At 65.2% G+C, this 25,252-nt stretch carries 24 protein-coding genes and 1 pseudogene; 22 read left to right on the top strand and 3 right to left on the bottom strand.

Annotated elements, in window-relative coordinates; genetic code table 11:
- Nucleotides 1-17 precede the first annotated feature (17 nt).
- Nucleotides 18-338: a hypothetical protein gene (locus CV770_RS30500; protein ID WP_018319440.1), complete on the bottom strand. Its 321-nt coding sequence runs from the start codon at nt 336-338 to the stop codon at nt 18-20.
- Nucleotides 339-684: 346 nt separating this feature from the next.
- Between CV770_RS30500 and CV770_RS30495 the strand changes: the two genes are divergently transcribed.
- Nucleotides 685-1,878, top strand: a complete 1,194-nt coding sequence (locus tag CV770_RS30495) for a serine hydrolase domain-containing protein (protein ID WP_104464995.1) — start codon at nt 685-687, stop codon at nt 1,876-1,878.
- Nucleotides 1,879-1,985: 107 nt separating this feature from the next.
- On the top strand, nt 1,986-3,692 hold the full coding sequence (locus CV770_RS30490; RefSeq protein ID WP_104464994.1) for an AMP-binding protein: 1,707 nt from the start codon (nt 1,986-1,988) through the stop codon (nt 3,690-3,692).
- Between the two features lie 155 nt (nt 3,693-3,847).
- Here CV770_RS30490 and CV770_RS30485 read toward each other — a convergent pair whose 3' ends face one another.
- Nucleotides 3,848-4,849 carry an adenosine kinase gene (locus CV770_RS30485; RefSeq protein ID WP_104464993.1) on the bottom strand — a complete coding sequence of 334 codons (1,002 nt, stop codon included), beginning with the start codon at nt 4,847-4,849 and terminating at the stop codon, nt 3,848-3,850.
- Nucleotides 4,850-4,974: 125 nt separating this feature from the next.
- On the opposite strand from CV770_RS30485, the gene murJ reads away from it, so the two are divergent.
- From murJ to trmB, 16 genes are all read left to right on the top strand, one after another.
- Nucleotides 4,975-6,507, top strand: a complete 1,533-nt coding sequence (gene murJ / locus CV770_RS30480; protein WP_104465007.1) for a murein biosynthesis integral membrane protein MurJ — start codon at nt 4,975-4,977, stop codon at nt 6,505-6,507.
- An 82-nt stretch (nt 6,508-6,589) separates the two neighbouring features.
- The gene (gene trpS / locus CV770_RS30475; protein WP_018319435.1) at nt 6,590-7,642 is read left to right on the top strand and encodes a tryptophan--tRNA ligase; all 1,053 of its coding nucleotides are present in this window, start codon (nt 6,590-6,592) and stop codon (nt 7,640-7,642) included.
- 92 nt (nt 7,643-7,734) lie between these two features.
- A complete protein-coding gene (locus CV770_RS30470) occupies nt 7,735-8,229 on the top strand; it encodes a universal stress protein (RefSeq protein ID WP_201760109.1) in 495 nt (164 codons plus the stop codon).
- Between the two features lie 167 nt (nt 8,230-8,396).
- Nucleotides 8,397-8,966 carry a NifU family protein gene (locus CV770_RS30465; protein ID WP_091962167.1) on the top strand — a complete coding sequence of 190 codons (570 nt, stop codon included), beginning with the start codon at nt 8,397-8,399 and terminating at the stop codon, nt 8,964-8,966.
- Nucleotides 8,967-9,122: 156 nt separating this feature from the next.
- A complete protein-coding gene (tsaB, locus tag CV770_RS30460) occupies nt 9,123-9,818 on the top strand; it encodes a tRNA (adenosine(37)-N6)-threonylcarbamoyltransferase complex dimerization subunit type 1 TsaB (protein ID WP_104464991.1) in 696 nt (231 codons plus the stop codon).
- Entirely contained in the window at nt 9,815-10,300 is a 486-nt protein-coding gene (rimI, locus tag CV770_RS30455; protein ID WP_104464990.1) for a ribosomal protein S18-alanine N-acetyltransferase, read from the top strand. The genes tsaB and rimI overlap by 4 nt, the downstream gene beginning before the upstream one ends.
- 39 nt (nt 10,301-10,339) lie before the next feature.
- Nucleotides 10,340-10,795, top strand: coding sequence for a Fur family transcriptional regulator (locus tag CV770_RS30450; protein ID WP_018319430.1), 456 nt, complete (start codon nt 10,340-10,342; stop codon nt 10,793-10,795).
- A 79-nt stretch (nt 10,796-10,874) separates the two neighbouring features.
- A complete protein-coding gene (locus CV770_RS30445; protein WP_091962176.1) occupies nt 10,875-11,555 on the top strand; it encodes an HAD family hydrolase in 681 nt (226 codons plus the stop codon).
- Between the two features lie 183 nt (nt 11,556-11,738).
- A complete protein-coding gene (miaB, locus tag CV770_RS30440; protein ID WP_091962179.1) occupies nt 11,739-13,133 on the top strand; it encodes a tRNA (N6-isopentenyl adenosine(37)-C2)-methylthiotransferase MiaB in 1,395 nt (464 codons plus the stop codon).
- A 64-nt stretch (nt 13,134-13,197) separates the two neighbouring features.
- On the top strand, nt 13,198-14,196 hold the full coding sequence (locus CV770_RS30435; RefSeq protein WP_028139517.1) for a PhoH family protein: 999 nt from the start codon (nt 13,198-13,200) through the stop codon (nt 14,194-14,196).
- Nucleotides 14,197-14,275: 79 nt separating this feature from the next.
- Nucleotides 14,276-14,764 (top strand): rRNA maturation RNase YbeY, encoded by a 489-nt coding sequence (gene ybeY / locus CV770_RS30430; protein ID WP_502693623.1) that lies wholly within the window; start codon nt 14,276-14,278, stop codon nt 14,762-14,764.
- Between the two features lies 1 nt (nt 14,765).
- A complete protein-coding gene (locus CV770_RS30425; RefSeq protein WP_245453894.1) occupies nt 14,766-15,884 on the top strand; it encodes a hemolysin family protein in 1,119 nt (372 codons plus the stop codon).
- A complete protein-coding gene (gene lnt, locus CV770_RS30420; protein ID WP_104464987.1) occupies nt 15,881-17,494 on the top strand; it encodes an apolipoprotein N-acyltransferase in 1,614 nt (537 codons plus the stop codon). The genes CV770_RS30425 and lnt overlap by 4 nt, the downstream gene beginning before the upstream one ends.
- Before the next feature lie 221 nt (nt 17,495-17,715).
- Entirely contained in the window at nt 17,716-18,129 is a 414-nt protein-coding gene (locus CV770_RS30415; RefSeq protein WP_018319423.1) for a helix-turn-helix domain-containing protein, read from the top strand.
- 85 nt (nt 18,130-18,214) lie between these two features.
- Complete coding sequence (locus CV770_RS30410) at nt 18,215-19,372, top strand: M20 family metallopeptidase (protein WP_104464986.1); 1,158 nt, start codon at nt 18,215-18,217, stop codon at nt 19,370-19,372.
- Nucleotides 19,369-20,079: a tRNA (guanosine(46)-N7)-methyltransferase TrmB gene (gene trmB, locus CV770_RS30405; RefSeq protein WP_104464985.1), complete on the top strand. Its 711-nt coding sequence runs from the start codon at nt 19,369-19,371 to the stop codon at nt 20,077-20,079. Before CV770_RS30410 ends, trmB begins: the two co-directional genes overlap by 4 nt.
- Here trmB and CV770_RS30400 read toward each other — a convergent pair.
- Nucleotides 20,076-21,158, bottom strand: a complete 1,083-nt coding sequence (locus CV770_RS30400; protein ID WP_104464984.1) for a DUF2336 domain-containing protein — start codon at nt 21,156-21,158, stop codon at nt 20,076-20,078. The two genes, trmB and CV770_RS30400, sit on opposite strands and share 4 nt — an antisense overlap.
- Nucleotides 21,159-21,520: 362 nt before the next feature.
- Here CV770_RS30400 and rimP point away from each other — a divergent pair, with 362 nt between their 5' ends.
- From rimP to CV770_RS30380, 4 genes and pseudogenes are all read left to right on the top strand, one after another.
- Nucleotides 21,521-22,276, top strand: a complete 756-nt coding sequence (gene rimP, locus CV770_RS30395; protein ID WP_091962211.1) for a ribosome maturation factor RimP — start codon at nt 21,521-21,523, stop codon at nt 22,274-22,276.
- 2 nt (nt 22,277-22,278) lie between these two features.
- On the top strand, nt 22,279-23,889 hold the full coding sequence (nusA, locus tag CV770_RS30390) for a transcription termination factor NusA (protein ID WP_018319418.1): 1,611 nt from the start codon (nt 22,279-22,281) through the stop codon (nt 23,887-23,889).
- 23 nt (nt 23,890-23,912) lie between these two features.
- On the top strand, nt 23,913-24,596 hold the full coding sequence (locus tag CV770_RS30385) for an RNA-binding protein (protein ID WP_018319417.1): 684 nt from the start codon (nt 23,913-23,915) through the stop codon (nt 24,594-24,596).
- Nucleotides 24,597-24,665: 69 nt separating this feature from the next.
- Nucleotides 24,666-25,190, top strand: a pseudogene (locus CV770_RS30380) (translation initiation factor IF-2 associated domain-containing protein); the annotation flags it as partial.
- Nucleotides 25,191-25,252 lie beyond the last annotated feature (62 nt).

The following is a 25,252-nucleotide window of genomic DNA, read 5'->3' as shown; positions in this document are numbered from 1 at the left end:
CTAAACCGGCAGCGGCCTTAGGCCGCGCCGCTCATATAGGTCTCGCGGCGGCCGATCATGCGTTCGGCCGCGGCCTTGGCGTCGGCCTTCGACGACGTTGCGCAGGTACGGTATTCGAGATCGGGAACGTCGGACGGGTTGCGGCGGCCGAACCAGTTCTTGGAGCCCACCGGCAGCAGCGCCAGCGCCTGCGCCAGATTGTCGACTGCACCGAAGGAATAGAGCGCGCCGGTCCCGGCGATGCGCACCTCATAGATCCCTGGCGAAATCGGCGCCTCCAGGTTCTCGCCCCGTCCGGGACGGGGATAGCGCTTCCATTCGCTCCAGGTCGAAATCATCTGAGGTCCCCCTCGCGGCCGCTCGGCGACCGCCAAATTTGCATCAAGTCTTAACGTCGGCCGTCGATTGGCCGAGTGCTGAACGCCGCAACGCACAAAATGTTTCAAGTGCTTCAAACACAGGAATCATATCGCCAGCGCCCATTCACGGTCACGGCGAGATGCGGCCATCCACCGCAGATTGTGACGGAGTGTTGCCGTTCGGCCTGTCTGTCGTCCTAGGTGTGGCACGGACCGTCAAGTCACGACATCGCGACCGCCGCGGGCATCTGGACGCGCTTGCCGCGCGGAGCGTGCGGGAGGACAATCGATCACTGCCAACAATAATCAAACTCGAGGAAACGCCATGCAAAGCAAAGCTGAGATCGACGAGATTCTGCGTCAGAAGAGCGACGCCAAGGAGATTCCCGGGGTCGTCGCCATCGCCGCCAGCGGTAACGACGTGCTGTATCAGGGCGCATTCGGCAAGCGCGACCTGTCGAAGCCGGATGCGATGACAGCGGACAGCGTATTCTGGATCGCCTCGATGACGAAGGCGGTGACATCGGCGGGCGCGATGCAGCTGGTCGAGCAGGGCAAGCTGTCGCTGGATGCGCCGATCGGTGAAGTGTTGCCCGATCTCGCCGCGCCGCAGGTGCTCGAAGGCTTCGATGCCAAGGGCGAGGCCAAGCTGCGACCGGCCAAGCGGCCGATCACGCTGCGCCAGCTCATGACCCACACCGCCGGCTTCTGCTACAATATGTGGAACGGCGATCTCGCGGTCTATCTCGACAAGAACGGCATTCCCGCGATCACCACCTGCCAGAACGCGGCGCTGAATACGCCTGTCATGACCGACCCCGGCACGCGCTGGGAATACGGCACCAACATCGATTTCGTCGGCAAGGCGGTGGAAGCCGTCAGCGGCAAGCGGCTCGACGCTTACCTGCGCGACAATCTTTTCGCGCCGCTGGGCATGAGCGATACGGCGTTCAAGATCACCGACAGCATGCGCAAGCGCCTCGTCGGCATGCATGCGCGCGGCGAGGACGGCCAGCTCGCATCGATCCCGTTCGAGCTCGAGCAGAATCCGGAATTCCACATGGGTGGCGGCGGCCTCTATTCGACCGCAGCCGACTACATCAAGTTCACCCAGATGATCCTGAACAAAGGGAGCGGCAACGGCAACCAGGTGCTAAAGGCCGACACGATCGCCATGATGAGCCAGAACCAGATGGGCGATCTCAACATGACCAAGATGACGACGGCAGCGCCGATGTACACCAACGACGTCGATCTCTATCCGGAGCAGGTGAAGAAATGGGGCCTCAGCTTCATGATCAACACCGCCAAGACGGCCGAAGGCCGCAGCGCCGGCAGCCTCGCCTGGGCGGGCCTTGCCAACACTTATTACTGGATCGACCCGGCGCGCGACGTCACCGGGGTGATCCTGATGCAGCTGCTGCCGTTCGCGGATGGAAAGTGCCTGGAGGCGTTCGCGGGATTCGAGCGCGGGGTCTATGCCGGGCTTGATGCGGGGAGCGGGCAGAAGGCAGCCTAGCCACTTAGTATGAGGTGCGCGGCGTCGCGCGCCTTCGCCGCAATCGATAACCTCGTGCCCAAGGCCATCGGCTTCAGGCACGAGGCATCAACTTCGAGGAGACGAACTTGGCGAACGATCTAGCAGGCAAAGCCGACAGCTACGTTAGCGGCATCTCGGACACGCCGCTGCTCGGCGACACCATCGGTCGCAGCCTCGACCACGCGGTGCGGCGGTGGGGCGATCGCGAGGCGCTGGTCTCGCCCAGCCACGGCGTCAGATGGACCTGGAAAGAATTCGCCGAGCGGGTCGACGCGCTCGCCGCCGGCTTTCTCGCGCTCGGGCTCGAACGCGGGGAGCGGATCGGCATCTGGTCGCTGAACCGGCCGGAATGGACGCTGACCCAGTTCGCCGCCGCCAAGGCCGGCCTGATCCTGGTGACGATCAATCCGGCCTACCGGCTCAGCGAGCTGGAATTCGCGCTGAAAAAGGTCGGCTGCGCGGCGATCGTCACCGCAACCGCGTTCAAGACCAGCAATTACATGGAGATGCTCAACACGCTGCTGCCGGAGCTGGCGGGTGCCAGGCCCGGACAGTTGCAGGCGGCGCGATTGCCGGCCTTGCGGATGGTGATCCAGATCGGCGGCCCGGCGGCCTCAGGTACGATCCCTTTCGAGGAGGTCGCGGGCATGGGCAGAGCGGAGCATCGCGAGCAACTTGCCGCGCTCGGTGCTGCGCTTCAGTTCGACGACCCCGTCAACATCCAGTTCACCAGCGGCACCACGGGATCGCCGAAGGGCGTCACGCTGACCCACCACAACATCCTCAACAACGGCTATTTCACGGGACGCGCGATGCGCCTGACGGAGGCGGACCGCATCTGCATTCCGGTGCCGCTCTATCACTGCTTCGGCATGGTCATGGGCAACCTTGCCTCGGTCACGCTCGGCACCACCATGATCTACCCGGGCGAGGGCTTTGATCCGCTCGCGACGCTGCGCGCGGTCGAGCAGGAGAAGTGCACCGCGCTGTATGGCGTGCCGACCATGTTCATCGCGGAGCTCGATCATCCCGAGTTCAAGACTTTCAATTTGAAATCACTGCGCACCGGCATCATGGCGGGCGCGCCCTGCCCGATCGAGGTGATGAAGCGCGTCAACACCGAGATGAACATGCGCGAGGTCACCATCGCCTATGGCATGACCGAGACCAGCCCGGTGAGCTTCCAGAGCGCGACCGACGATCCGCTCGAGCGCCGCGTCTCCACCGTCGGCCGCATTCACCCGCATGTCGAGGTGAAGGTCGTCGATCTCGAAGGCAGGATCGTCAAGCGGGGCGAACGCGGCGAACTCTGCACTCGCGGCTACAGCGTCATGCTGGGCTATTGGGAGGAGAAGGAAAAGACGTCCGACGTGCTCGACGCCAATGGCTGGATGCACACCGGCGACCTCGCCACCATCGACGTATCAGGCTATTGCAACATCGTCGGCCGCATCAAGGATCTGGTGATCCGCGGCGGCGAGAACCTTTACCCGCGCGAGATCGAGGAGTTCTTGTACCGTCACCCCAAGATCCAGGACGTGCAGATCTTTGGCGTCGCCGACACCCGCTACGGCGAGGAGCTCTGCGCCTGGATTCGCGTCAGGCCGGGCGAAACGCTGACGGCCGAGGAGGTCCGCGCCTTCTGCGACGGCCAGATCGCCCACAACAAGATCCCGCGCTACGTGGAATTCGTCGACGACTTTGCGATGACCGTAACCGGCAAGATCCAGAAATTCGTGATGCGCGATGCCGTTGAGCAGCGGCTGGGGTTGAAGGCGGCGAAGACGGCGTGAGGGACTGAGTACCCTTTCCGCACGACGGCTGTCATTCCCCGCGAAAGCAGGGAATCCAGTACGCCGCGGCTTCTCGATTCAATCACAACCGCCTCTGGAATACTGGATCGCCCGGTCGAGCCGGGCGACGACAGCGAGGCTGGTGCGCGACTTTCCTAAACCGTCAGCCCGCGCTGCTGGGCCAGCTCCCTCAGCGACACCTGCGGACGCGCGCCGATGTGCTGGATGACTTCGGCGGCCGCGAGCGCGCCGAGCTCGCCGCACTGCTTGTGCGCGAGGTTACGCGAAAGGCCGTAGAGGAAGCCCGCTGCAAAGAGATCGCCGGCGCCGGTGGTGTCCACCAGCTTCGTGATCGGCGAGGCCGGAGCTGCGACGGCGTCGGTCGGTGTCACCACCACGCAGCCCTTCTCGCTGCGGGTGACCACGCCGAGATTGACGTCGTTGCGCAGTTGCTTCAGGGCGGTGTCGAAATCCGAGGTCATGTAGAGCGAATGCAGCTCGGATTCGTTGGCAAAGACGATGTCGACGGTGCCGTTGCGCATCAACGCGAGAAACTCGTCGCGATAGCGGTCGACGCAGAAGGAATCCGACAGGGTCAGCGCCACCTTGCGCTTGGCATCATGGGCGATCTTGGCCGCCTTGACGAAGGCGTCCTTGGCGTTCTTGGGGTCCCAGAGATAACCCTCGAGATAGACGATGCCAGCGCCGGCGATCTCGGCCGGGTCGATATCGGCGGGCGAAAGATCCTGCGCGGCACCGAGATAGGTGTTCATGGTGCGCTCGCCGTCACCGGTGACCAGGATGTAGGAGCAGCCGGTGGCGGGGCCGTCCGTCGCGGCGGGCGTGTTGAAGGCGACGCCGGCAGCGCGGATGTCATGGACGTAGAGCTTGCCGATCTGGTCGTCCTTGACCTTGCCGACATAGGCGGCACGTGCCCCTAAGCTGCCGATGCCGACGATGGTGTTGGCGGCCGAGCCGCCCGAGACTTCCGTGGCCGGCCCCATGTCCTTGTAGATGGCAGCCGCCCGCGCCTCATCGATCAGGGACATGCTGCCCTTGGTCATGCCGTGCTTGCCCAAAAAGGCCTCGTCGGTCCTGACCAGCACGTCGAACAACGCGTTGCCGATGCCGAGAACGTCATATTTCACGTCAGCCATTCACCTTGATCCTGTTTGGCGGATTGCGAACCCTGCGGAAATCCGCTTCCTGTCATCTCGAAATCTGGCTCGCGGCCTATCACGACCGGGCCTGCGCGAGCAAGCAACGGTATGATAAAGAGCCGATGATCCGCTCCTTCCTGACCGTCTCGACGGGAACACTGGCCTCGCGCCTGCTGGGCTTTGGCCGCGATTCCCTGATCGCGGCGCTGCTCGGTACCGGCGCCGTGGCGGATGCGTTCCTGGCCGCGTTCCAGCTCGTCAATGTGGTGCGCCGCCTGCTCAGCGAAGGCGCGCTGAACGCGGCGCTGGTCCCGGCCTGGCTGCGCATCCGTGACCGCGATGGGGCGGCGGCTGCGGCGGCGTTCGCCGGACGCGTGCTCGGCACGGTCAGCGCGGCGCTGATCATAATCTCGATCGGCATTGCCCTGCTGATGCCGCTGATCATGACCGTCATCGCGCCGGGCTTTCTCGGTGCCGGCACGCTCGATCTCGCGGTCCAGAACGCGCGGCTGATGCTGCCTTATCTCGCCTTCGCCGGTCCCGTCACCGTGCTGATGGGCCTGCTGAATGCGCAAGGACGCTTTGCGCTCACCGCGTTCTCGCCGCTGCTGTTCAACATCGCGCTGATCGCCGCGATCGCTTTGCTGCTTGTCTGGCACGCTGACGCCGGCTACGCCGCGTGGCTGCTGGCGGCCACGGTCGGCATCGCCGGCCTGCTGCAACTCCTGATGCTGCTGTCGCAGCGCAGTGCGCGCCTCGCCACGCCTCTGCGCGTCAGTTTCGACAAGGAAATGCGCAGCTTCTTCGCCAAGGCGATCCCCGGCATGATCGCAAGCTCGGGACCGCAATGGCTGATGGTGGCCGGCGCGATCATCGCATCGGCGACGCCGTCCGCGGTATCCTGGCTCTATTTCGCCAACCGCCTGATCGAGCTGCCGCTCGGCATCGTCGGCGTCGCCATGGGCACCGTGCTGGTGCCGGAGTTGACGCGCGCGGTGAGCGGCGGTGACCGTGATGCGGTGGCGCATGCGCAATCGCGCGCGCTGGAGCTTGCGACCGGGCTGGCGCTGCCGGCAACGCTCGGCCTGATCGTGCTGGCCGAGCCGATCGTGCGGCTGTTGTTCGAGCATGGCGCCTTCAGTGCCGGGGACAGCGCGGCGACCGCGCATGCCTTGATGTGGCTGGCGCTCGGCCTGCCAGCGCACGTGCTGATCAAGGCGCTGTCGCCGGCCTTCTATGCCCGCAGCGACACGATGACGCCGCTGCTGGCGACGGCCAAGGGCTTTGTGGTCGCGGTCGCCCTCGCCGTGCTGCTCGGCCATTTCTTTGGCGCAAGCGGGATCGCGGTGAGCATCGCGGCCGGCGCCTGGAGCAGTGCGCTCTCGCTGCTTCGGAAAGGCACCAGCGAATTCGGCTTCTCGATCGATTCTGCCGCGCGAAAACGGCTGCCGCGGATCGTGCTTGCCGCAGCCGCGATGGGCGCCCTGCTCTGGCTGACTACAGGCCTGGTGCCTTCAGACGCGCATGGCCTCATCCGTTTCGTCGTGCTGGGCCTGCAGATCGGGGCCGGCATCGCGGTCTATGGCCTGCTGCTGCAGATCCTGGGCGCGGCCTCGTGGCGCGAGGCGGTTAGCGCCTTGAAGCGGCCCGCCTGAACGGGCTGCGCTTGCGAATTACCCTTGACGGGGCAGCGCCGCTGTTGGAAACGACGGCCGAATACCTATGGGAAGGCTTACCATGCCATTCGTTGAACGGGTCTTTTCGGGCGTCCAGCCGACGGGCAATCTGCATCTCGGCAATTACCTCGGCGCCATCGTCAACTTCGTGAAGATGCAGGAAACCCACAACTGCATCTATTGCGTTGTCGACATGCACGCGATCACGCAAGGCGTCGACGTCTGGGGCGGACCGGCCGAGCTCGCGCGCAACACCCGCGAAGTGACTGCGGCGTTCATCGCGAGCGGCATCGATCCCAAGAAGCACATCGTGTTCAACCAGAGCCAGGTCTCCGGCCATGCCGAGCTCGCCTGGATCTTCAACTGCGTCGCGCGCATGGGCTGGCTCGGCCGCATGACCCAGTTCAAGGAAAAGGCCGGCAAGGACCGCGAGAACGCTTCCGTCGGCCTGTTCGACTATCCCGTGCTGATGGCCGCCGACATCCTGCTTTACCGCGCCACCCATGTGCCGGTCGGCGAGGACCAGAAGCAGCATCTCGAGCTCTCGCGTGACATCGCGCAGAAGTTCAACAACGACTTTGGCGACTCGATCCGCAACCTCGGCGCCAATGACGGCCTGTTCTTCCCGCTGCCGGAACCCCTGATCACGGGCCCGGCGACGCGGGTGATGAGCTTGCGCGACGGCACCAAGAAGATGTCGAAGTCGGATGCGTCGGACAATTCGCGCATCAATTTGACTGACGATGCCGACACCATCGCGCAGAAGATCCGCAAGGCGAAGACCGATCCGGAGCCGCTGCCGTCAGAGGAGAAGGGCCTCGAAGCCCGTCCCGAGGCCGACAACCTCGTCGGCATCTTCGCCGCACTCTCCGGCCGCCCCAAGGCGGACGTGCTGCGCGAGTTCGGCGGGGGCCAGTTCTCCAGCTTCAAGAACGCGCTGGCGGAGCTGTGCGTCACCAAGCTGGCGCCGATCGCGGGCGAGATGAAGCGCCTCGTCGCCGACCCCGGCCATATCGATTCGATCCTGAACGAAGGTTCCGACCGGGCCCGCGCCATCGCCGACGAGACGATGAAGCTCTCCAAGGACATCGTCGGCTTCATCCGCCGGCGATAGAGACGGTCGGCGCCAGCGCGCCGGCCGCATCTCCTCTCCCCAACCTTGCGGGAGTGTGGCAGCATGCCGGCCGTGCACATGCCGGGACATGCATGACCAGCAAGCGACTTTGCTTCGAGCCGGGTCACAAGCCCAAATGCCTCGTCGTCGTCGACGAGACCGCCGAATGGGATCGCGCGGTCTATTACGCCAGCCGCTGGGCGATCCGTGCCGGCGGTGGCGTGGTGATGCTGCGCATCATCGAACCCGAACAACAGACCCAGGAATGGCTGGGGGTCGCTGACATCATGCGCGCGGAGGCGCAGGAAGCGGCGGAGGCCGCACTCGACCGTGCCGCCGGCCGCGCCAACGGCATCGCCGCAATCACCCCGGAGCGGGTGATCCGCGAGGGTGTGCCGATGGAGCAACTGCTGGCGGTGATCGACGAGGACCCTGATATCGCCATGCTGGTGCTCGCCGCCAATCCCGGTGCGGAGGGGCCGGGTCCCCTGGTTGCGCTGCTGGCCCACGCGGTCGGAACCTTCCCGATTCCCGTGACCATCATTTCCGGCGCGCTCAGCGACCAAAGCGTGGATTCACTGTCGTAGCGACGGTGGCTCTTACCCTCCCCTGGAGGGGGAGGGTAAGCAACGCCCTAACTCACTGAAATTTATGGACGAAATTGCTCGTTCCCCTTGATCGTGCGTTCTCCGTCGCCATCTGCTAGTGGAGAGAGCACGCGCCGGCCTTGAACCGGCGACGTCTGGAGAAAACCATGTTTATTCAAACCGAAGCCACCCCCAATCCCGCCACGCTGAAATTCATTCCGGGCCGCGTCGTGGTCGACGGCAGCCCGATGGAATTCGCGAGCCGCGAAGCCGCCACCCGCTCGCCGCTGGCCGAAAAGCTGTTCGAGGTGCCCGGCGTCACCGGCGTGTTCTACGGCTCGGACTTCATCACCGTGACCAAGGCAAACGGTGAATGGCAGCAGCTCAAGCCCGCGATCCTCGGTGCCATCATGGAGCACTACATGTCCGGCGCGCCGCTGCTCGCCGGCGGCGCGGCGCAAGACGATGCCGATCTCGATGACGAGGACGAGTTCTTCGACGAGGCCGATGCCGAGACGGTCGACATGATCAAGGACCTGATCGAGACCCGCGTACGGCCGGCGGTCGCCAATGACGGCGGCGACATCACCTTCCGCGGCTTCAAGGACGGCATCGTCTATCTCAACATGAAGGGCGCCTGCTCCGGCTGCCCGTCATCGACCGCGACGCTCCAGCACGGCATCCAGAACCTGCTCAAGCACTTCGTGCCTGACGTGGTCGAAGTCCGACCGATGTGAATTGCACGGCCTGCGCACTGATTCACTCCGTCATGCCCGGGCTTGTCCCGGGCATCCTCGTTTTTGGAGCCGCAAAGTCGTGGATGGCCGGGTCAGGCCCGGCCATGACGGCTAGAACCTTAGGCATCATCCAATTGCCAATGCTATGATCACGTCATGCTGATCCTCGCCATCGATACTGCGCTCGACGCCTGCTCCGTCGCCGTGCTCGACACCGAAACGGCCGAGCTCGTTGCGCAGGAGCAGCTTCTCATGAAGCGCGGCCACGCCGAGGCCCTGATGCCGATGATCGCGCGCGTGATGCAATCGGCCGATCTCGCCTTTACCTCGCTCGACCGTATCGCCGTCACCGTCGGCCCCGGAAGCTTCACCGGCCTGCGCGTCGGCATTTCGGCGGCGCGCGGCCTCGCGCTCGCAGCCGAGCGGCCGGCGATCGGCCTGACCACCTTGTCCGCCTATGCTGCCGCCATCGTCGGCCAGAGCAAATCGGCACCCGTGATCTCCGCAATCGACGCGCGGCACGACCATGTCTATTTCCAGATCGTCGCCGGCGACGGCAGCCAGCTGGTGCGGCCGAGCGTCGCTCCCATCGACGAGGCGATCGCGGCCTCGCAATTCGGCGCGCCGCATCTGGTCGGCAATGCCGCAAACATCCTCGCCGAGCGCTGGCCGAACGATGTCCCGCAGCCGGTCGCGGTCGACGCGCAGCCCGCGCCCGATATCGGCTGGATCGCATGGCTCGGCGCCGCCGCCGATCCCGCGACGAATCCGGCGCGGCCGTTCTATTTGAAGGCGCCCGACGCCAAACCGGCGGCACCGCCGCCATTTGCAGCACAAGCCGCGACCCCATGATGAGATGGCTGTCGGAATGGTGGCGCGGCGGCACCGCCGCCGTTGAGCCCGCATCCGTGCGTGACGCCGCGCAGCTGGCGCAGCTTCACGGCGCCTCCTTCGCGCGCGGCTGGGGCGAGGGCGAATTCGAGAGCATGGTCAGCGAGCGCAACACGCTCGTGCATCGGTTGCGCCTCGGCCGCAGGACGGTCGGATTCGCGGTATCGCGGATCGGGGCGGATGAAGCGGAAATCCTCTCGATCGCGGTGGACGAGGCCTATCGCGGCCGCGGCCTCTCCCGCACGCTGCTGATGACCCATCTCGGCCATCTCGCGGGGCGCGGCGTGCGCACAATATTTCTCGAAGTTGAGGAAAATAACCAGCCGGCGCGGCGGCTGTACGATGGGGCCGGATTCATGGTGGTCGGGCGCCGCGAACGCTACTATAAGCAGCCGAACGGGGAACAATTGAACGCCCTTCTGATGCGACGTGACTTGTCGTAACATTGGTGGCAGAAAGCGCCCCCGCCAGGCAGACAAGCTATGACCGCACTGAAACCTTCTTCCGCATCCAAGGCGTCCGGTATCGAAGCCCGCTGTGCCGCCACCGGCATGCGCATGACCGAGCAGCGCCGTGTCATCGCCCGCGTGCTCGCGGAGGCGATCGATCATCCCGATGTCGAGGAATTGTACCGGCGCTGCGTTGCCGTCGACGACAAGATCTCGATCTCGACCGTGTATCGCACCGTCAAGCTGTTCGAGGACGCCGGCATCATCGAACGCCATGATTTCCGCGAGGGCCGCGCGCGCTACGAGCAGATGCGCGACAGCCATCACGATCACCTCATCAATCTGCGCGACGGCAAGGTGATCGAGTTCACCTCCGAGGAGATCGAGAAGCTGCAGGCGGAGATCGCCCGCAAGCTCGGCTACCGGCTGGTCGACCACCGGCTCGAGCTCTATTGCGTCCCGCTCGACGACGACAAGCCGACGTCTTAAGTGGCATGATCTCCGCGCAAACGCGTTTCGCGTTTGTCGCGCGGGAAAACCGCTACACACTTTTCCGGATCATGCCTTAGTGCCGATAGACCTCATCATCTTCGATTGCGACGGTGTGCTCGTGGACAGCGAGGTGATCTCCTGTCGCGCGCATGCGGATGTGCTGACGCGTCACGGTTATCCGATCACCTCGGAGCAGGTGCTGGTCCGCTTCCTCGGCGTGTCCGAGAAAGATGCGCGGCGGATGGTCGAGCAGGAGATCGGTCGCAGCCTCCCCCACGATATAGAGCAGCAGGTGAATGCGGCCACGCTGCAATTCTACGCCAGCGATCTGCAGCCGATCACCCATGTGGCTGCGGCGATCGGCGCGATCGATTTGCCCAAATGCGTCGCATCGAGCGGCACGCCGGAGAAGATCACTCACGGCCTGACCTGTGCCGGCCTTTACGACCTGCTCGCTCCGCACATCTTCTCAGCGAGCCAGGTCGCACGCGGCAAGCCCGCGCCCGATCTGTTTCTGTTCGCCGCCCAGCAGATGAAGGTCGCGCCGGAACGCTGCCTCGTGATCGAGGACAGCGTCCCCGGGGTAACCGGCGCGTCCGCGGCCGGGATGACCGTGCTGGGCTTTCACGGCGGCAGCCACTGCCCGCCGGGTCACGCCGAAAGGCTGCGCGCCGCCGGCGCCGGATCGACATTCGATGATATGCGGCAATTGCCGGAGCTGGTCCGACGGATCGAACCGGCCCGCCCCGTGAGGTAGCCTTTGACCGTCATTCCGGGGCACGTGCAGAGCGCGTGAAGCCGGAATCTCGCCCAAAACCTCCGGATTCCGGGGCACGACTGCATCGCACCCCGGAATGACGGCCCAAGAGGCTCCAGTCGCTGGATTTTCGTCCCTCCAACCTATATTTGAGGGCCGTTCTCCACCACAATTCCGGGTTCCATGACGCCGCCGCGCAAGCTGCACATCAAATCATATGGCTGCCAGATGAACGTCTACGATGCCCAGCGCATGGTGGACACGCTGGCTCCGGAAGGATTCGTGGAGACGGCCAGCGCTGATGACGCCGACCTCGTCATCCTCAACACCTGCCACATCCGCGAGAAGGCCTCCGAAAAGGTCTATTCCGAGCTCGGCCGATTGCGCGTCGCCAAGGACGAGGCCGCGCGCGCGGGCCGCGCGATGCAAATCGCGGTCGCGGGCTGCGTCGCGCAGGCCGAGGGCGAGGAGATCGTGCGCCGCGCGCCTGTCGTGGACGTCGTGGTGGGACCGCAGAGCTATCATCACCTGCCGGAACTGCTGAAGCGCGCCGGCAACGAAGGCCGCGCGATCGAGACCGAGTTTCCCGCCCAGGACAAGTTCGGCTTCCTGGCTCAGCCCAAGCCCGACGCGATCCGCGCGCGCGGCATTTCCGCTTTCGTCACGGTGCAGGAAGGTTGCGACAAGTTCTGCACCTTCTGCGTCGTGCCCTACACGCGTGGCTCGGAGGTCTCGCGCCCCGTCGCCAAGATCGTCGACGACGTGAAGCGCCTCGCCGACAACGGCGTGCGCGAGCTGACGCTGATCGGGCAGAACGTCAACGCCTATCATGGCGACGGACCGGACGGAAAAACCTGGCCGCTCGGCAGACTGCTCGAGCATCTGGCGACGATTCCCGGCATCGCGCGGCTGCGCTATTCGACCAGCCACCCCCGTGACGTCGACGACAGCCTGATTGCCGCCCATCGCGATCTCGGTGCCCTGATGCCGTTCGTGCACCTGCCGGTGCAATCGGGTTCGGACCGCATTCTGGCGGCCATGAACCGGAAACATACCGCCGATGATTACCGGCGGGTCATCGACCGTTTCCGCGCCGCGCGCCAAGACATTGCTTTTTCATCAGATTTTATCGTGGGTTTCCCCGGCGAGGGCGAGCAAGATTTTCTCGCCACCCTCGCGCTTGTCACGCAAATCGGTTACGCTGCGGCTTATTCGTTCAAATACTCCGCCCGGCCGGGAACGCCGGCCGCGGACATTCAGGAGACGGTGTCCCCCGCCGAGATGGACCAGCGATTGGAGCGGCTCCAGGAACTGATCGACAGCCAGCAATCGGCCTTCAACAAGGCTGCGATTGGCTCAACGGTCGACGTGCTGTTCGAGCGTCCGGCGCGCAAGGACGGCCAGATCGTCGGCCGCACCGCTTTCCTGCAGCCCGCCCACGTGATGGCCTCGCCCGACATCATCGGACAAATCCTGCCTGTTAGGATCGACAGCCTCGAACGCTACAGCTTTCTCGGTGAGCTCGTGACGCCGCGTGGGGCGCGCGAGCCCGCTTTATCGCCAGCCATCGGAGCCTGAACCCTTGCCAAAAAGCGCATCGGATTCGTCTTCTCTCGCTCCCAGCCGCAAATTTGACCGCGACATGCAAGTACCGCCCGAGACCCAGGTCGTCATCGACTTCGACGACAACCGCGCCGCTTCCGCGCTGGTCGGCCCCTACGGCCAGCATCTGGCGCAGATCGAGCGGCGGCTCGGCGTCGTCGTCGATTCCAAGGGCAACCACATCACGATCGGCGGCACGCGCGACGGCTGCGACGCCGCACGCCGCGTGCTGGAGATGCTCTACGCGCAGGCCGTGAAGGGGCAGGATCTCGACCAGGGCGAGGTCGAGGGCGCGATTCGCGCGGTCATCGCCCAGGGCTCACTGTTCGAGTTCGACGCCAAATCGGCCAAATCGGCGACCTTCGACAGCATCAATCTGCGCAAGCGCCCGGTGCGCGCGCGCACCGCCGCCCAGGACTCCTATATCCGCGCGCTGAAGCGCCACGAGCTGGTGTTCGGCATCGGCCCGGCCGGCACCGGCAAGACCTGGCTCGCGGTTGCGCATGCCGCGCAGCTGTTCGAGCGCAAAGAGGTCGACAAGATCATCCTGTCGCGACCGGCGGTGGAAGCCGGCGAGCGGCTCGGCTTCCTGCCCGGCGATCTCCGCGAGAAGGTCGATCCTTATCTTCGTCCGATCTACGACGCCCTCTACGATCTCATGGATGCGCGCATCGTCGAGCGCGCGCTCCAGACCGGCGAGATCGAGATCGCGCCCCTCGCCTTCATGCGCGGCCGCACGCTCACCAACGCCGCCATCATCCTGGACGAGGCGCAGAACACCACGTCGATGCAGATGAAGATGTTTTTGACGCGCCTCGGCGAGAACAGCCGCATGATCGTGACCGGCGATCCCTCGCAGATCGACCTGCCGAACGGCCAGACCTCGGGCCTGGCCGAAGCGACCCGCCTCCTGGGCGGTGTCGAGGGCATCGCCCAGGTTCATTTCAAAGCCGAGGACGTGATCCGCCACGAACTCGTGGCGCGGATCGTCGCCGCCTACGAAGGCTCGCCGCAGCGGCCGGCCGCCGGCAAATCCTGACGAGGCAACAGCCGGACCCAGAGAGCGCGGACACGGCGCCCTTGTCCCAGTCAACACAATGCCCCATCCCAACCTTCCCATGACCGAGGTCCTCGTCGTCGCCGATTGCTGGCAGCGCGAGCCCGATTCCGAAGCCGTGATCCAGCGCGCGGTTGCGGCCGCCGCCGAGAGTGTCGACGAAGACGTTGCCGACGCTGAAGTGGCGGTGATGCTGACCGATGATGCCGGCATCCGCACCCTCAACAGCAACTGGCGCGGTATCGACAAGCCGACCAACGTGCTGTCGTTTCCCGCGCTTCAGCCGGAGGGCGAGTGGAAGCCGGGCGAGGCGCCGCGCATGCTCGGCGATATCGCGATCGCCTACGAGACCATGCGGCGCGAGGCGGACGAGGAACACAAGCCGTTCGACCACCATTTAAGCCATCTCGCCGTGCACGGCTTCCTGCATCTGATCGGCTACGACCACGAGAACGACGGCGACGCCGAGGAGATGGAAGCCCTGGAGACGCAGATCCTGGCTCACCTTGGAATTCCCGATCCCTATGCAGACCGCGCAGGGACGCACTGAGATGCCGGACTCCGACCCAATTCAAGACAACCCGCGCCACACGGCCAATCTGCCGGCCGTGGTGACCCAGGGCGAGGTGATGCGCCCGACCGCCGATGGCTGGCTCTTGCGCGCCATCCGCACGCTGTTCGGCTGGAAGGCGGGATCGGTGCGCGACGACCTCCAGGTCGTGCTCGATGCGACCACGCCCGACGACACCGGCTTCTCGGCGGTCGAGCGCACCATGCTGCGCAACATCCTCGGTCTGCACGAGCGGCGCATCGCCGACGTCATGGTCCATCGCGCCGACGTCGTCGCGGTGAAGCGCGACATCCCGCTCGGCGAGTTGATGGACCGCTTCGAGAGCGCCGGCCATTCGCGCCTCGTGGTCTACAACGAGACGCTCGACGATCCCGTCGGCATTGTCCATATCCGCGACCTGCTCGCCTTCATGACCGCCCGTGCGCGCGTGTCGGAAGCCACCAAGACCAAGCGCAAGAAGCCGCTGCCGGCCGGGCTCGACCTCCGCACCGTCGATCTGGCGCTGCCGCTCGAGGAAGCGCGCATCATCCGCAAGCTGCTCTACGTGCCGCCGTCGATGCGGGCGATCGACCTGCTCGCGCAGATGCAGGCCACACGCATTCACCTCGCGCTGGTGGTCGACGAATATGGCGGCAGCGACGGGCTGGTTTCGCTCGAGGACATCGTCGAGCAGATCGTCGGCGAGATCGACGACGAGCACGACAGCGACGAGCCGCCCTCGATCGTGCGCCTGCCCGACAATGCCTTCATCGCCGACGCCCGCGCCAGCCTCGACGACGTCCGCTCGGTGATCGGCGAGGATTTCGTCACCGGCGAGGCCGGCGAGGAAGTGGAGACGCTGGGCGGCTATCTCGTCAGCTTCGTCGGGCGCCTGCCGGTGCGCGGCGAGGTGATCTCGGGTCCCGGCAATTACGAGATCGAGGTGCTCGATGCCGATCCGCGCCGCGTCAAGCGGCTGCGCATCTCGACGCGGAAGGAGCGCCCTGCGCCCCGCACTCAGCGCGAGAGCCGGCGCCGCGAGGCTACGCCGGACAGCGGTCAATCGCCGGCCAACGACACGCCCACCCCGCCGCCAAGCGACGGGACCGGCCAAAAGTGAGTCCGTTCCAGCGGCTTCGGCAGATTGCGCTTGCCATCATCCTCGCCTGGGGATGGAAGCGCGCCGTCATCGCCATGGGGTGCGGAGCGCTGTCCGTGCTGGCGCTGGCGCCGTTCAACCTCTTCCCGGTGCTGTTCATCACCTTCCCGGTACTGGTCTGGCTGATCGACGGCGCCGGCGCCGGACGCTATGGCGGCGTCCCCGCCGCGGCGCTGACCGGCTACTGGTTCGGGCTCGGCTATTTCGTCCCCGGCCTCTACTGGATCGGCTACGCCTTCTTCGTCGAGGCCGACGTGTTCGCCTGGCTGACGCCGTTCGCGGTGCTCGGCCTGCCGGCTTACCTGTCCATCTTCACCGCGATCGGCTTTGCGCTGGCACGCCTGCTCTGGACCAAGAACGCCACGCGCGTGCTTGCGCTTGCGGCAAGCCTCACAATCAGCGAATGGCTGCGCGGTCACCTGCTGACCGGCTTTCCCTGGAACGCGTTCGGCTATGCGCTGTCCGAGCCGCTGCCGCTGGCGCAGACGGCCTCGCTGGTCGGCCTGTGGGGCTTGACGTTCCTGACGGTTGCGATCTTCGCGAGCCCCGCGACGCTGATCGACCGCACTCCCGATCGCCGCCTGGCGTGGCGCGTGCCGGCGGCCGCAATTGCGCTCCTGGTTGTCATGAGCATCTTCGGCGCGATCCGCCTGTCGCTGCATCCGACCACGATGGTCGCAGGCGCCAAGCTACGCCTGATGCAACCGAACCTGCAGCAGGACGCGAAATTCAATTACGCCGCCAAGTCGGAGGTGATGAAAAAATATTTGGCGCTGTCGGACCGCGCCTCCGGCCCGCAATCGACCGGCGTGCGCGATGCCACCATCCTGATCTGGCCGGAATCGGCCTTTCCGTTCTTCCTGACCCGCGAAGCCGACGCGATGGCGCAGATCGCCGATCTTCTGCCCAAGGGCACGGTGCTGATCACGGGGTCGGTCCGCGCGCCCGACCTGCCGCGGGGCACGCCGATCACGCGTGCCTATAATTCGATCTACGTCATCGATCACGACGGCAGCGTGCTCGCAGTGTACGACAAGTTGCATTTGGTGCCGTTCGGAGAATTTCTTCCCTACCAGGCACTGATGGAGAAGCTCGGTTTCGAGCAACTGACGCGTGTGCGCGGCGGCTTTATTCCCGGCACGGTGCGGCATGCGCTGCAGGTGCCCGGCGCGCCGCCCGCGCTACCGCTGATCTGTTACGAGGCAATCTTTCCCGGTGAGGTGGCTGGACGCAATGAACGTCCGGGCTGGATCGTGAACCTCACCAATGACGGTTGGTTCGGCATTTCGACCGGCCCCTATCAGCATCTCGAGCAGTCGCGCATGCGCGCGATCGAGCTCGGATTGCCGCTGGTCCGCTCTGCCAATACCGGTATCTCTGCGGTGATCGATCCGGTGGGCCGCACCGTCGCCAGCCTCGGTCTCGGCATCGAAGGCATTTTGGATGCAAGTCTGCCTGCCGCGATATCACCGACGGTCTATGCGCGGGTAGGCGACGTGCCGGCCGCCATGCTCGTCGCGCTGGCCGTGATTCTGGCGGTCCGCCGACGTGTCACCAAGCGGAAGGCCTGATCGCGCCGTCGCCGCGGAGGCGGCCGGAAACTTTTGACAACCGTAGTCCGACGGTTGACAGACTGCACATGGGCTCCCCATTCTGCACCGGCTGCAAAAGACAGTGGGCATTGCTAAATTTCTCCGCAATGTTTCCCAATAAGAGGGTCTGATTTGACGATGCTTGCACCTGAGGCACTCCAGTTGATTGCGCTGAAGGTGGTGTTTGGAGGGCTGAGGAAATGTCGAAAGCGCCCAACCCTGTTGACAAATATGTCGGCAGTCGCGTGCGTATGCGCCGCATCATGTTGGGCATGAGCCAGGAAAAGCTCGGTGAAGCTTTGGGCCTGACTTTCCAGCAGATCCAGAAATACGAGAAGGGCACGAACCGGGTCGGCGCGAGCCGCATCCAGCAGATCGCCGAAATTCTCCAGGTGCCGGTGTCGTTCCTGTTCGAGGGCGGCCCGAGCGGCGTGCCGGGTCCGGATGGCTTCAGCGAAGGCGCCTCGCCTTCCTATGTGTCGGACTTTCTCGCGACGTCCGAAGGACTTGCCCTGACCAAGGCGTTCACGCGAATCACCGATTCGAAGATGCGCCGCTCGATCGTCGATCTCGTCGAGCAGATTGCGGCTCGCGAAGGTCCCGACAAGCGCTGATCGCCATCTCAATGGCGATTTGAGACCGCGTCAAATCTGGCCTATGTCGTCATTTGTGGCCGCGCTTTGATGCGCGTCCGCTTCGATGATGCGATTCAAAGGCACAGATGCGTCCATGGCCAGCTCCAATTGGTTCGATTCCCAAACTATTCTCGATGGCATCCGCCGCTGGGTGGAGGTCGAGACGCCGACGGAAGCGCCTGAACAAGTCAACAGGCTGATCTCGATGGTCGCGGAGCAATACCGCGATCTGCCGGTTACGCTGGAGCGCGTCGCCGGCGTCGATGGCTGCGGCGATCATCTCATCGCGCGCTCGAATTGGGGGCAGGACCGGCCGGGCATCCTGGTGCTGAGCCACCTCGATACCGTTCATCCCATGGGATTCATCGAGCGCCTGCCGTTCAAGGTCGAAGGCGACGTCGCGTACGGTCCCGGCATCTACGACATGAAGGGCGGCGCCTACATCGCCCATCACGCGTTTGCCGCATTGTGTGCCACAGTCGATCGCTCGCCGCTCGGCATCACGCATTTGTTCACCTCCGACGAGGAGATCGGCAGCCCCACCTCTCGCGCACTCATCGAGACGGAAGGGCGCAAGGCCAAATACGTGCTGGTGACGGAGCCGGCGCGCGACGGCGGCAAGATCGTCACTGGACGCAAGGGCGTCGGACGCTTCAAGGTTTTCATCAAGGGCGTGCCCGCGCATGCCGGCTCGCGGCCGGAAGACGGCCGCAGCGCCGTGCGCGAGCTTGGCAACGTCATCCTGGCTCTGGAAGGGATGAACGACCTGACACGCGGCGTGAGCGTCAATGTCGGCGTGGTACGTGGCGGCACGCGCCCCAACGTCACGCCGCAAGCGGCCTATGCCGAGGTCGATCTGCGTGTACTGAGCCTTGCGGACGCAGAGGAGTTCGTCGGCAAGATCCTTGGGCTGACGTCGAAGACCGACGGCGTCACCGTCACCGTCACCGGCGAGCTCAACCGTCCGCCCTACGAGAAGAGCAACGCGGGCAACTCGCTGTACGAGCACGCGAAGACGCTCGCCGGCGAGATCGGCTTCGAGCTGGTCGACACCCACACCGGCGGCGGTTCGGACGGCAATTTCACCGCGGCCCATACCGCGACGCTTGACGGTCTCGGCGTCGACGGCAAGGGCGCGCACACTCATTATGAGCAGCTCCATGTCTCCTCGCTCGCGCCGCGCGCGCGGCTGCTCCATCGCCTGTACCAGACGCTGCGATGAGCGGGCGCAAATCAGAGCCCGATCGCGATGACAGCGAGCGCGCGTTCTTCGGGCGCCGCAAGGGTCACAAGCTCAGGCAGCATCAGGCCGAGCTGATTGGTCAACTGCTGCCGCATCTGGCGCTCGACATCGACGGTGAGACGCCGGCGGATGCAAGCGAGATCTTCGATCCCGCCGCCGACGATGTCAGGCTCGAGATCGGCTTCGGCGGCGGCGAGCATCTTTCGGCCGAGGCACAAAGCTTCGCCACGACAGGCTTCATCGGCTGCGAGCCCTATGTCAACGGCATGGCCAAGATCCTCGCGCAGATCGAGGCCGCCAACATCGGCAACATCCGCCTGTTTGCAGGCGATGCCGCCGAGCTGCTGGCCTGGCTGCCCAAGGCATCGCTGTCGCGGATCGACCTGATTCATCCCGATCCCTGGCCGAAGCGGCGGCACTGGAAACGACGCTTCGTCCAGGACAGGACGATCGCCGCGATGGCGCGCGTGCTGAAGCCGAACGGCGAATTCCGCTTCGTCTGCGACATCGACGATTACTGCGCCTGGACGCTGTCGCATCTTGCGCGTTCGCAGGATTTCGTCTGGCTTGCCGAACGCGCCGACGACTTCAGGCAGCCATGGGCGGGCTACACCATGACGCGCTACGGCCGGAAGGCCGCGCGCGAAGGACGGAAGGCTGCGTATTTGCGGTTCAGACGACTCTAGATCGTCTGCCGGTTGCGCCAGAAATTGACGACGCGCTCGGCGGTCGTCGGCATCAGGCGCGTGAAGTTCACGCGCGCGGCCTCGATATCGGCATCGGCCGGCGTGCGGTGCGGCCCGTACCAGAGCAGGATGAGCGCGCGCACCGTGGGCCAGCCGAGATTCAGCACGCGGCCGAGAATGAGGATCGGGTCGTAGCGGTCGCCTGAGATCAGGCGGTCGAGCACAGAGAGGCGAACGCCGGACATCGCCGAAAGCGAGGCGATCGATTCCTCGTATTTGTTCGCCTTGGCGAAGCCCAGCAGCGCGCTCTCGCCGAGATGGCCCTCGCGATGCAGGGTGAGCACCGTGCGCTGGGCCGCGGAGAAATCGCGCCGCGGTCCCGGCGGCAGCGCGGCCTCCTCGATGGCCACCATCGCGCGCTTGATCTCGACCTGGCGCGCGGGATTGACCACGCTGGAGAGCCGCCGGCGGATGACGTCGAGCGTGCCGTCGAGAAGCTGTTTCAGGTTCTCGCCCGAGAGATCACGGCGCTGGCCGATCTTGAGCGTCAGCACGCCGTCCTGCGCCGCACGCTTGATCAGCTCGGAATAGCTGCCAGGCGAGAACACCGCACCGGCATTGCCCGCGGCGCGGCGCACCACGTCGCGATCGCCGCGCTCCACCAGCACGTCGGTGATGACGGAAGACAAAGCGGGGCGCTCCGTCATCGCAAGCAAATGCCCCTGGCCCTTCAGCCGCGCAATCTCGACCAGCGCGGCGTCATCGAGCACGGGCGAGCGGCGCAGCACGGGGCCGGCCACCATGATCTCGTTCTCGCGCGCGAGTTGATTGACCAGATGCGGCGGCGCGTTGCTCAGGTGCGAGAAGCGCTCGGCGAGGTCGACGCGCGAGGCAAGCTCCGCATGCGGGACGAGATCGATCAGGAGGTTGTCGAAGAGATCGATGAGCTCGGGCCGAAGATTGGCGGAATCCTGGAAGAACAGCTCGGAGATGGCGCGCGCGATTTCGCCGCGTCGCCGCGGATCGCCGCGTTTGACGATATCGTCCAGTCCGGGAATGAGCGACGTGGCAACGGTCATGAAAACGCAACTCGTACGGGGCACGCCGCGGGCGCGCCCTTGGTCCAAGCCGCCCCACAATCAGGGAATTTAGCCCCCCGAGGTGAAGGAAGCGTTAGGCCCGGGGCGCCGCGAATCGGGCGCAAAAAGCCTCGTCTGGCCCGCGATGGGCCTTGTCCGGGGGGACAGAAAGCGCTATATCAGCGCCAATTCATCTTCTCATACGATCCGCGTAGTGAGAGTGGGCCCGAAAGGACCCGCTCTTTTTTATTACCCGAACGCGGCTTGGCGGAAGATGCGGCCCGACGCGCTGTCGGGAAGTTCCGAAGCGGGCTTTGAAAATCGTAACCAAGCCTTAACCATCGAGCGCCTTGACCCCTGATATGACCGAACCGAACACTGGTTCCACGGATGCCGAATTGCTGGCCGAGCCGAGGCTCGTGGTCGAGCCGGGCGCGGCGGCACGTGTGTCCGCGGTCGCAGCGCCGGTGCTCGAGGGCATGGGCTACCGCCTGGTGCGGATCCGTATTTCCGGGGAAGCCGGCTGCACCGTGCAGATCATGGCCGAACGGCCGGACGGCTCGATGCAACTCGAGGATTGCGAGGCGATCTCGCGGGCGCTGTCGCCCGTGCTCGATGTCGCCGACCCCATCGATCGCGCCTATCGGCTGGAGATCTCCTCGCCGGGGATCGACCGCCCGCTGGTGCGCCGTTCCGATTTCGAGCGCTATTCCGGGCATCTGGTAAAGATCGAGATGGCCGTCGCCCATGAAGGGCGCAAGCGGTTCCGTGGCATGCTTGGTACTGTCGAAGGCGACCAAGTGCATCTGCGTCGCGACGACGTTAAGGCCGGCGACGCCGCCGACGTACTCCTGACGATGGAAGATATCGGCGAAGCACGGCTGGTGCTGACCGACGAGCTGATCGCGGAATCGATGCGCCGCGGCAAGGCCGAGGAGCGCCAGATGCGCCGCGATCTCGGCATCGAGCCGCCACAGGCGCCGCACGCCGAGATCAGTGCGAAAACCACCAAGAACACCAAGCCGCAAAAGAAGCCGGCCCCGACCAATACGAAGAAGCATCGCCTGGCCGCCGAACGCGCGCGACGGGGCGAGATCGAGCCTGACGAAGGAGACTAGCCATGGCAGTCAGCGCCAATCGACTTGAGTTGCTCCAGATCGCCGATGCCGTTGCGCGCGAGAAATCGATCGACCGCGGCATCGTCATCGCGGCGATGGAGGATGCCATCGCCAAGGCGGCCCGCGCACGCTACGGCAGCGAAACTGACGTTCACGCCGAGATCGACCCGAAGAAGGGCGAGCTGCGGCTGTCGCGCCACATGCTGGTGGTCGAGAAGGTCGAAAACCATTCCAACCAGATCTCGCTGGTGGACGCGCAGCGCGCCAATCCCGGCGCCCAGGTCGGCGACACCATCGCCGACACCCTGCCGCCGCTGGAATATGGCCGCATCGCCGCGCAATCGGCCAAGCAGGTCATCGTGCAGAAGGTGCGCGAGGCCGAGCGCGACCGGCAATATCAGGAATTCAAGGATCGCATCGGCGACATCGTCAACGGCGTCGTCAAGCGCGTCGAATATGGCAGCGTGATCGTCGATCTCGGTCGTGGCGAAGCCATCATCCGCCGTGACGAGATGCTGCCGCGCGAAGTGTTCCGCAACGGCGACCGCGTCCGTGCCTACATCTTCGACGTCCGCCGCGAGACGAGAGGTCCGCAGATCTTCCTCTCCCGCACCCATCCGCAGTTCATGGCGAAGCTGTTCGCGCAGGAAGTGCCGGAAATCTATGACGGCATCGTCGAGATCAAGGCGGTTGCCCGCGATCCGGGCTCGCGCGCGAAAATCGGCGTGATTTCCCGCGATTCCTCGGTCGATCCGGTCGGCGCCTGCGTCGGCATGCGCGGCTCGCGCGTGCAGGCCGTGGTGAACGAATTGCAGGGCGAGAAGATCGACATCATCCCGTGGTCGCCCGACATCGCGACCTTCGTGGTCAACGCGCTGGCGCCGGCCGAAGTGTCCAAGGTCGTGATCGACGAAGACCGCGAGCGCATCGAGGTGGTCGTGCCCGACACCAACAACCAGCTCTCGCTGGCGATCGGCCGCCGCGGCCAGAACGTGCGTCTGGCCTCGCAGCTCACCGGCTGGGACATCGACATCCTGACCGAGCAGGAGGAATCGGAGCGCCGCCAGGCCGACTTCGAGAACTCCACCCGCGTCTTCATGGAATCGCTCAACGTCGACGAAGTGGTCGGCCAGCTGCTGGCGTCCGAAGGCTTCACCTCGGTCGAAGAACTCGCCATGGTGGACCTCAAGGAACTCGCCGGCATCGAGGGCTTCGACGAGGAGACCGCGCAGGAGCTCCAGAGCCGTGCCCGCGAATATCTCGAGCAGCAGGAAGCTGAGATCGAGGCCAGGCGCAAGGAGCTGGGTGTCGAGGACGCCGTCAAGGACGTCCCCGGCGTCACCTCCAAGATGCTGGTGAAGTTCGGCGAGAACGACATCAAGACGGTCGACGACCTCGCCGGCTGCGCCACCGACGATCTGGTCGGCTGGACCGAACGCAAGGAAGGCGGCGAGCAGACCAAGTTCCCCGGCGCGCTCGACGGTATCGACATTTCCCGTGACGATGCCGAGGCGATGATCATGCAGGCCCGCGTCAAGGCCGGCTGGATCACCGAGGCCGATCTGGCCAAGCCCGCTGAGGAGGCTGAGGCCACCGAAGATCAGCCGGCTTAAGGGCAAAGGAGAATGTCGCCCGGATGCTCACCGATACTGACCCCGAACTTGACCATGGCCCGCGGACCGAAAGGTCCGCGACCATGCGGATGTGCGCGGTCAGTCGGCAGGTCCGGCCGATCGACGAGCTGATCCGCTTCGTCATTTCGCCGCAAGGCGACGTAGTTCCAGATCTCAAGCGCAAGCTGCCCGGACGCGGCATGTGGCTCACCGCCTCACGCGGGGTGGTTGCGGAAGCCGTCCGGCGTCACCAATTTAGCAAGGCCTTCAAGCGCGAGCTGCGCATCCCTCAGACGCTTCCTGCCGATATCGAGGCGCTCCTGGTTCGGAGCGTGACGGAAGCCCTTGGGATCGCCGCCAAAGCGGGCCAGGTCGTGGCCGGCTTCGGCAAGGTCGAAAGCGCCCTTCGGGAAGGCACGGCCGGGGTCCTGATCCACGCCAGCGACGGGGCCGCGGACGGAATCCGCAAATTGGACATGCTGGCGCGTCAAAATGCCGGAAATCGCGGCGCCAAGCCGCAGATTCCCGTCGTTACCGCGCTGAAATCGTTAGAATTGGATTTGGCACTGACCCGGTCAAATGTGATACATGCTGCCCTGCTCGCGGGCCCGGCGAGCAAGTCATTCCTGTCACGTAGCCAGATGCTGGTCCGATACCGGATGGCGGACGCTGACAAGACTGCCGAAAAGCCCGGCCAGGATTTCTGAGAGATACGACGACCCAATAGGACGGTGCGGCAACGCACAACACTGATAAATCAGGATTAGGACTGCTGAATGGTTGATACCAAGACCCCTGACGACAAGAAGCTGAGCGTTCCGAGCAAGACGCTATCGCTCAAGCCGCGCGTCGAAACGGGCACTGTCCGCCAGAGCTTCAGCCATGGCCGCAGCAAGCAGGTCGTGGTCGAGAAGCGCGGCAAGCGCCGCATCGACGGCAGTGCCGAACCGCAGGCTCCCACGGTTGTCGCGAAGCCGGCGCCGGCCGCGCCAACTCCGACGCCCGCCCCGTCGCGCCCTGCGCCGCCGCGCAACGCCGGATCCGGCGTGGTGCTGCGCACGCTGACCGAGGACGAACGTTCCGCCCGCGCCAGCGCGCTGGCCGATGCCAAGGTGCGCGAAGTCGAAGAGCGCCGCCAGGCCGAGGAAGAGGCCCAGCGCCGCGCTGTTCGCGAAGCCGCTGAACGCGTCGAGCGCGAAGCTGCCGAATCCCGCCGCAAGGCCGAGGAAGAGCGTCACCGTCACGAGGACGAAGCCAAGCGCAAGGCAGAGACCGAGGCCAAGAAGCGTTTTGGCGAAGGCTAGCAGCCGGCATCCGCACCGCGCCCCGCAGCCGCCGCCCCGGCCACTCCGGCGCCGCGCAC

The organism is Bradyrhizobium sp. AC87j1, assembly GCF_002936975.1.
GTDB classification, from domain to species: Bacteria; Pseudomonadota; Alphaproteobacteria; order Rhizobiales; family Xanthobacteraceae; genus Bradyrhizobium; species Bradyrhizobium shewense.
Note: the sequence above shows the minus strand (reverse complement) of the source record. Positions and strands in the feature narration are given on the sequence as shown.

Coding starts and splice junctions, on each gene's coding strand:
- CV770_RS30500 (WP_018319440.1), bottom strand. CDS start 338: ATGATTTCGACCTGGAGCGAATGGAAGCGCTATCCCCGTCCCGGACGG.
- CV770_RS30495 (WP_104464995.1), top strand. CDS start 685: ATGCAAAGCAAAGCTGAGATCGACGAGATTCTGCGTCAGAAGAGCGAC.
- CV770_RS30485 (WP_104464993.1), bottom strand. CDS start 4,849: ATGGCTGACGTGAAATATGACGTTCTCGGCATCGGCAACGCGTTGTTC.
- murJ (WP_104465007.1), top strand. CDS start 4,975: ATGATCCGCTCCTTCCTGACCGTCTCGACGGGAACACTGGCCTCGCGC.
- trpS (WP_018319435.1), top strand. CDS start 6,590: ATGCCATTCGTTGAACGGGTCTTTTCGGGCGTCCAGCCGACGGGCAAT.
- CV770_RS30470 (WP_201760109.1), top strand. CDS start 7,735: ATGACCAGCAAGCGACTTTGCTTCGAGCCGGGTCACAAGCCCAAATGC.
- CV770_RS30465 (WP_091962167.1), top strand. CDS start 8,397: ATGTTTATTCAAACCGAAGCCACCCCCAATCCCGCCACGCTGAAATTC.
- tsaB (WP_104464991.1), top strand. CDS start 9,123: ATGCTGATCCTCGCCATCGATACTGCGCTCGACGCCTGCTCCGTCGCC.
- rimI (WP_104464990.1), top strand. CDS start 9,815: ATGATGAGATGGCTGTCGGAATGGTGGCGCGGCGGCACCGCCGCCGTT.
- CV770_RS30450 (WP_018319430.1), top strand. CDS start 10,340: ATGACCGCACTGAAACCTTCTTCCGCATCCAAGGCGTCCGGTATCGAA.
- miaB (WP_091962179.1), top strand. CDS start 11,739: ATGACGCCGCCGCGCAAGCTGCACATCAAATCATATGGCTGCCAGATG.
- CV770_RS30435 (WP_028139517.1), top strand. CDS start 13,198: ATGCAAGTACCGCCCGAGACCCAGGTCGTCATCGACTTCGACGACAAC.
- ybeY (WP_502693623.1), top strand. CDS start 14,276: ATGACCGAGGTCCTCGTCGTCGCCGATTGCTGGCAGCGCGAGCCCGAT.
- CV770_RS30425 (WP_245453894.1), top strand. CDS start 14,766: ATGCCGGACTCCGACCCAATTCAAGACAACCCGCGCCACACGGCCAAT.
- CV770_RS30415 (WP_018319423.1), top strand. CDS start 17,716: ATGTCGAAAGCGCCCAACCCTGTTGACAAATATGTCGGCAGTCGCGTG.
- CV770_RS30410 (WP_104464986.1), top strand. CDS start 18,215: ATGATGCGATTCAAAGGCACAGATGCGTCCATGGCCAGCTCCAATTGG.
- trmB (WP_104464985.1), top strand. CDS start 19,369: ATGAGCGGGCGCAAATCAGAGCCCGATCGCGATGACAGCGAGCGCGCG.
- CV770_RS30400 (WP_104464984.1), bottom strand. CDS start 21,158: ATGACCGTTGCCACGTCGCTCATTCCCGGACTGGACGATATCGTCAAA.
- rimP (WP_091962211.1), top strand. CDS start 21,521: ATGACCGAACCGAACACTGGTTCCACGGATGCCGAATTGCTGGCCGAG.
- nusA (WP_018319418.1), top strand. CDS start 22,279: ATGGCAGTCAGCGCCAATCGACTTGAGTTGCTCCAGATCGCCGATGCC.
- CV770_RS30385 (WP_018319417.1), top strand. CDS start 23,913: ATGCTCACCGATACTGACCCCGAACTTGACCATGGCCCGCGGACCGAA.